Origin of the sequence: Cytobacillus sp. NCCP-133 (assembly GCF_026011715.1) — a bacterium.
In the GTDB taxonomy this organism is placed as follows: Bacteria; Bacillota; Bacilli; order Bacillales; family Cytobacillaceae; genus Cytobacillus.
In genome coordinates this window covers 98647-104672 of record NZ_BRVM01000014.1, presented here as the reverse complement: position 1 = coordinate 104672, position 6026 = coordinate 98647, and the positions used below count along the sequence as shown (strand labels likewise).

Here is a 6026-nt window from a genome sequence, read left to right as displayed (position 1 = left end):
CAATTCATCACGCGGATCCCTTTCAGGTCTCATCAATGCATCAATAATATCCTGTAATGTAAGTTCTCCTATTTCAAGTTCATCAGCAGTTTGCTTCATGTCCAGTCCTGACAGGGCATCTCTTAATGCCTGCTTCCCCAGGTCTCTGGACTTAAAACCAAGATTTTCAAGCAGCTTATTTACTTCTGGATAAGTTTCCGGGTGAATGCCTGTCCGATCAAGAGGTTCTTTCCCATCAATGACTCTAAGAAATCCAATTGCCTGTTCATATGTTTTCGCACCGAGGCGCGGAATTTTTTTTAACTGCTTACGATCAGCAAACTTTCCTTCTTCCTCCCGCTTCTTAACTATATTATTGGCAACCGTTTTTGTGAGCCCTGCAACATGCTGAAGCAAGGAAGATGATGCTGTATTGACATTGACACCTACCTGGTTAACCGCGGTCTCGACCACAAAGGCCAGTGACTCAGATAGCTTTTTCTGGGAAACATCATGCTGGTATTGACCAACCCCAACAGATTTCGGATCAATTTTCACCAGCTCAGCAAGCGGGTCTTGAAGTCGGCGTGAAATGGAAACAGCACTCCTCTCTTCTACCTGCAGATCAGGGAATTCCTCTCTGGCCAAGTCAGAGGCTGAATAAACACTCGCTCCCGCTTCATTAACAATTAAATAGAAGATATCGTCTTTCATATCTTTCAGAATATCGGCGACAAATTGCTCTGTTTCTCTTGAGGCTGTACCATTGCCGATTGCAACCACTTCTACTTTGAATGAATTGAGTATTTCCATCACTTTCTCTCTCGCCTGTTTCATTTTGGACGCAGGCGGATGTGGATATATAACATCTATCTTAAGTACCTTGCCTGTTTCGTCCACAACCGCCAGCTTGCAGCCCGTTCTATACGCAGGGTCTACCCCCAATACGACTTTGCCTTTCAACGGAGGCTGCAGCAATAACTTTCTTAGATTTTCAGAGAAAATCATTATCGCCTGCTCTTCAGCCTTTTCTGTTAATTCATTTCGGATTTCACGCTCTATGGAAGGCTGTATCAATCGCTTGTATCCATCCTCAATTGCTTCCTTTACAATCGGGGCAGCAAGGGAACGGTCATCCTTCACCCACATTTTGTTTAAATAGTTTAAAATAAAGTCTGTATTCGGCTTAATATTCACCTTTAGAACTTCTTCTTTTTCACCCCGGTTTAACGCAAGTGTCCGGTGTGGAACAATTTTGCCGATAGGTTCCTCGTACTCATAATACATTTCATAAACGCCTTTTTCGTCGTTCTCTTTATTTTTAACAGCCGACTCAATCGTTCCTTTTCTGGCTGTTTCTAATCGGATCCACTTTCTGCCCTCAGCTTCATCTGAAATCCATTCTGCGAGAATATCTTTCGCGCCTGTGATCGCTTCCTCTGCAGAGTTAACTCCTTTTTCCTCGGACAAAAATTCATTCGCCTTATCTTCAGGTTTTTGATCAAGTCGAAAGGTGAGGAGCCATTCAGCAAAAGGCTCCAGCCCTTTTTCTTTTGCAACAGTCGCTTTTGTACGGCGTTTTTGTTTATATGGCCGATATAAATCCTCAACTTCCTGCAATTTGACTGCTTTTACAATCTTGGACTTTAATTCATCTGTCAATTTGCCCTGCTCTTCAATTAAGCGGACAACTTCTTCTTTACGATGATTAAGATTTTGTATGTATTGCCATCGCTCCATAATATTGCGGATTTGAACTTCATCCAGAGCTCCAGTCTGTTCCTTCCTGTATCGGGCAATAAACGGGACGGTATTTCCTTCCTCGAGCAAGTTTATTGTGTTTTTCACTTGTTTAATTGCAATTGATAGTTCCTCTGCAATAAGGTTTAGCACTTGATCTTGTTTATCCAGTAATTTCTCCAAGTTCATTCCTCCATTAAAGAGTGTCATCTTATATTTTAACAAAACCACCTTAAAGTTTCACACTGCATAGCAGTCCATTTATTTTATCAAAAAGAAAAGCTTACCCTGTTTTAGAGTAAGCTTCCAAGTATGAAAGTAGCATCATCTGCTGTAGATGGATACTGCTTCTTTATATCTTCCGAGATAAGATCAATAGGAAGAAATGCCTTTAGCAAAGATTTAATCCCCTGAATATTTAAGCCATCTGAAAATAGCAAGAATTTTGAGTCGGCTTCATACGTAAACCGTTGGGTGTGGAACACTTGAGGCCTCCCTGACAGATAACCTGTCACAGGCAATGGATAGGTTAGCTTGCCCGTTGATGAGTAAAGGAAAAATCGAATGTTCCCCACACAGCTATAAACAAACTCCTTGGTGGCAAAATGCACTTTAAACAGTGCAACAGCCGCTCCTCTTTTTTGTACAAGCACCTCATTGCATAGCTTCATGAGCGCATCAATATCTTTTTCATGGTGCTCTTCCACTACCGCTATAACAGCCGAGGAAGCTTCATAAGCGAATTCCCCGCTTCCAAGGCCGTCTGCTAGCACACATATAAAGTATTCATCAGTTGCAGTGAAATAATATCCATCACCGCAGAAGGATTTTCCTTCTTTAGCCGTTTGATGAGCGATCACTTCGATGTTGTCCCTGACAAATTTGGTCATGAAAGGCACTCCGAATTATTAGTTTCAGAATGTATTGCTTCCTGAAGCTTTTTGATCGCACGCCTTTGAAGTCTTGAGACATGCATTTGGGATATTCCTAGCTTATCTCCTGCTTCTTTCTGGCTCATATTCTCAAGATATGTGTATTGTATAATCAATTTTTCTCTCTCAGATAATACATGCAGCACTTTTTCAAGCACAAGCATTTGGTTTACTTTTTCGAAACCATCGTCTTCATTTCCGACGATGTCAAGCAACGTTACGGTTCCGCCATCGGAGTCAGCCTCAATCGAGTGGTCAACCGAAAGTGCCTGATAGCTTTTGCCCATTTCCATCGCTTCCAGAACTTCTTCTTCTGAAACTCCAATTACATCGGCGATTTCGTCCACTAGAGGAGAACGATGAAGTTCTGTTGTAAGCTCTTCGACGGCTGCTTTTATTTTCGGCCCCAGCTCTTTTATTCGGCGGGGTACATGAACACTCCAAGTTTTATCCCTTAAAAAGCGTTTAATTTCACCAATGATCGTAGGAACTGCAAATGCTTCAAATGTTTTACCGTAAGATTCATCATAGCGTCGGATTGCTCCCAATAATCCGATGATGCCCACTTGGACAATATCTTCATGATAGGATCTGCCTTTTGAATACTTGCGGGCAATGGCTTCGACTAGGTTCTTATATTGCAGGACTAGCGCATTTTGTGCCTCTTCATCTTGGTGAAGCTGATAAGCCTTAATTAAAGCATTGGTTTCTTCTTTAGATTTTAGATTAGGTTGAGATTGTTTTTGCATCCCTCTCCACCTGCTCTCCTTCTAGGTATTTGGTCATGAAGACCGTAACACCCTCTTTGTGATGAATTCTCACTTCATCCATCAATGTTTCAATCAGGTATAGGCCCAAGCCTCCTTCACGCAAAAATTCCACAGAATCAGTTTGGTCATACGGTCCAATGCCTTGTCTCGCAGATTGGAAATCAAAACTCTTGCCGTTGTCTGCAACCATAACTTCAAGACGGTCACTATATAACCCGAATCCGATGACTACTTCACCTTGTTCATTCTGCTTGTATGCGTGTTGGACTGCATTTGTGCAAGCTTCACTGATAGCAATTTTCAAATCTTCAATTTCTTCGTATGCAAATCTCATTCTGCTGGCAATCCCCGATAGAGTTAGGCGGATTACCCCAACAAATTCCGGCTTGGCCGGAATCTTCACCTCTACATAATCAAATGGTTCGTTCATTGCACTCCACCTTCAATCCCGCTGTTTATATCGATAATATCGGCTAGACCTGTAATTTCAAAAAGTCTCTTCAAGCGATCCGACAAACCCACAATTTTAAACTTGCCGTTATTGGCGCGAACATTTTTAAATACACCAACAAATACACCTAAGCCGGTACTATCCATATAAGAGACTTCAGATAGGTTTACAACCATTTCAACTCCTTCTTTCTCCGTTAAAGGAAAAAGTTCTTCCCGGAGTTTTGGAGCTGTATATGCGTCAATTTCTCCACTGACCATCGCTTCAATCAGCAAATCATTTTCTTTTACATCTATTGTAATATTCATAACTGACCCACCTCTTTACATGTCAACTGCATTTTACTCCTTACCCGCTATTTAAACCGGCTAAACATTTCTTTTTAAGATAATTAAGGTAAAATCATCTCGCAATTGAAAATGCTGGAGTTTTTCAAGTTCTTTAAATACGCTATTAACAATTTCCTGTGCACCTAAATGAATATATTTTTTGATTAATTCAAGCAATGTTTCTTTTTCAATGAACCCCTCTTCAGTACGGCATTCCGTTACACCGTCTGACATTAATATAATCATATCTCCCGGGTTTACTCCTTTTTCATACTGGTGGTAATTCGTTTTTTTATCGATGCCCAGAAGCAGGCCTTTTGCCACGAGTTCGGTAAATTCACCTTTTTTAACATTATAGAAAAGCCCAGGCTCATGTCCGGCAGAACCGTAAGAAAACAAATGGGTATTGGTGTCGTAGATTCCATAGAACATCGTAATAAACATAGTCAAATCTACATTTTGCTCTACAACCCGATTCAGGCTCTCAAGGACACTTTTAGGATCATTTCGGTTTTCAGGCAAGCTGTCCATCGCATATTTAATCATGGACATACACAAAGCTGCTGGAAGACCTTTTCCGATAACATCAGCAATCGCAATGCTGATGCTGCCATTATCATCCTGAACAAAGTGGAAATAATCACCGTTCATATGTTTGGCAGGAACACTGATTGCGCCAATGTCCAACCCTTCCACAGAAGGCACGTGCGTCCCGAGCAGGGTCTGCTGCACATTAGCGGCTATTTCCATTTCTGTTCTTAATTCCTGCTGAATATGTTTCAAATTCTGATGCTCCCGATAAGCAAATCCATATCCTATCATGATTTCCAAAAGAATATCAAAAGAATGATGAACATACTCAGGCAAGTCCGGGTATAGTTCACCCATCAAATTTTTATGAACGCTGATAATCTCTTCAGGAGAAATTTTATGTTCAATTGACTTCCTGCTGAACTTTTGGCCTTGATACAAAGCCTGTTCAGATTGTTCTTTGATATAATTCTTCAGAATATCCCGATACTTTGAATCCATCATTTCTCGGAAATCCATACCTTTTCCCCCTATCGGAGCCACTTAGTTGCTTTTATATCTGTTCCGGTTCCAGGATTGGAGTCAATTAAGAACTCATCCATCAACCGCTTGACACCTGGCAGGCCGGCTCCTAATCCTCCCGATGTTGAAAATCCATCTTCCATCACTTGGCGTAAATCATTTATTCCAGGGCCGCTGTCTACTGCAACTATACGCAATCCCGCTTTTCCGCCGTCATATATTTTTTCTATACAGATTTGTCCTTGTCCGGCGTATAAATAGATATTCCGGGCAAGTTCACTAATGGCTGTAGTGATTCTGGCCTGGTCAACTGTACCAAAACCAAGCTCTTTTGCAACATTCCGCCCAAGCTGGCGGGCTGCAACGATGTCCCACTCGTTTATGATTTTAACGCAGGATTGGTTTTCCATACAGTTACTCCCCCAATTCCTGTTGTAATTTCTCCAAACCTTTTTCTAAATCTAATGCAGTAAGGACATCATCTAACCCAATACCTAACTCAATCAGCGTTATAGCTACGGCAGGCTGTATCCCGGTAATGACTACTTTTGCACCCATCAGTTTGGACATATTTATTACGTCGCCTAAAACTTTAGCGATGAATGAATCTATAAAGTCAATGGATGTTAAATCTATTACGACTCCATTTGCACTTGTTTCATGGATTTTATGGAGCAAATCCTCCTGAAACTGAAGTGCAGTCTGGTCATCTAATTCCCATTGAATGGAGACTAACAAACAATCGTTTAACTTTAAAATCGGAATTCTCATT

At 41.2% G+C, this 6026-nt stretch carries 8 protein-coding genes; all 8 read right to left on the bottom strand.

Annotated elements, in window-relative coordinates; all coding sequences use genetic code 11:
• Positions 1-1902: Tex family protein (locus tag NCCP133_RS15885; RefSeq protein ID WP_264806055.1), on the bottom strand; the 1902-nt coding region annotated here is incomplete at its 3' end.
• Between the two features lie 110 nt (positions 1903-2012).
• Positions 2013-2609, bottom strand: coding sequence for a PP2C family serine/threonine-protein phosphatase (locus tag NCCP133_RS15880; protein WP_264806053.1), 597 nt, complete (start codon positions 2607-2609; stop codon positions 2013-2015).
• A complete protein-coding gene (gene sigB / locus NCCP133_RS15875) occupies positions 2606-3400 on the bottom strand; it encodes an RNA polymerase sigma factor SigB (protein ID WP_264806052.1) in 795 nt (264 codons plus the stop codon). Before sigB ends, NCCP133_RS15880 begins: the two co-directional genes overlap by 4 nt.
• Entirely contained in the window at positions 3378-3851 is a 474-nt protein-coding gene (gene rsbW, locus NCCP133_RS15870; protein ID WP_264806051.1) for an anti-sigma B factor RsbW, read from the bottom strand. The genes sigB and rsbW overlap by 23 nt, the downstream gene beginning before the upstream one ends.
• A complete protein-coding gene (locus tag NCCP133_RS15865; RefSeq protein ID WP_264806050.1) occupies positions 3848-4180 on the bottom strand; it encodes an anti-sigma factor antagonist in 333 nt (110 codons plus the stop codon). The genes rsbW and NCCP133_RS15865 overlap by 4 nt, the downstream gene beginning before the upstream one ends.
• 60 nt (positions 4181-4240) lie before the next feature.
• Entirely contained in the window at positions 4241-5251 is a 1011-nt protein-coding gene (locus tag NCCP133_RS15860) for a PP2C family protein-serine/threonine phosphatase (protein WP_264806049.1), read from the bottom strand.
• A gap of 11 nt (positions 5252-5262) precedes the next feature.
• On the bottom strand, positions 5263-5664 hold the full coding sequence (locus tag NCCP133_RS15855) for an anti-sigma regulatory factor (RefSeq protein WP_026580738.1): 402 nt from the start codon (positions 5662-5664) through the stop codon (positions 5263-5265).
• A gap of 4 nt (positions 5665-5668) precedes the next feature.
• Positions 5669-6025, bottom strand: a complete 357-nt coding sequence (locus tag NCCP133_RS15850; RefSeq protein WP_026041667.1) for an STAS domain-containing protein — start codon at positions 6023-6025, stop codon at positions 5669-5671.
• Position 6026: the final 1 nt, after the last annotated feature.

Excerpts from the sequence above, each read along its gene's own strand:
- NCCP133_RS15880 (WP_264806053.1), bottom strand. The coding sequence starts at position 2,609 with ATGACCAAATTTGTCAGGGACAACATCGAAGTGATCGCTCATCAAACG.
- sigB (WP_264806052.1), bottom strand. The coding sequence starts at position 3,400 with ATGCAAAAACAATCTCAACCTAATCTAAAATCTAAAGAAGAAACCAAT.
- rsbW (WP_264806051.1), bottom strand. The coding sequence starts at position 3,851 with ATGAACGAACCATTTGATTATGTAGAGGTGAAGATTCCGGCCAAGCCG.
- NCCP133_RS15865 (WP_264806050.1), bottom strand. The coding sequence starts at position 4,180 with ATGAATATTACAATAGATGTAAAAGAAAATGATTTGCTGATTGAAGCG.
- NCCP133_RS15860 (WP_264806049.1), bottom strand. The coding sequence starts at position 5,251 with ATGGATTTCCGAGAAATGATGGATTCAAAGTATCGGGATATTCTGAAG.
- NCCP133_RS15855 (WP_026580738.1), bottom strand. The coding sequence starts at position 5,664 with ATGGAAAACCAATCCTGCGTTAAAATCATAAACGAGTGGGACATCGTT.
- NCCP133_RS15850 (WP_026041667.1), bottom strand. The coding sequence starts at position 6,025 with ATGAGAATTCCGATTTTAAAGTTAAACGATTGTTTGTTAGTCTCCATT.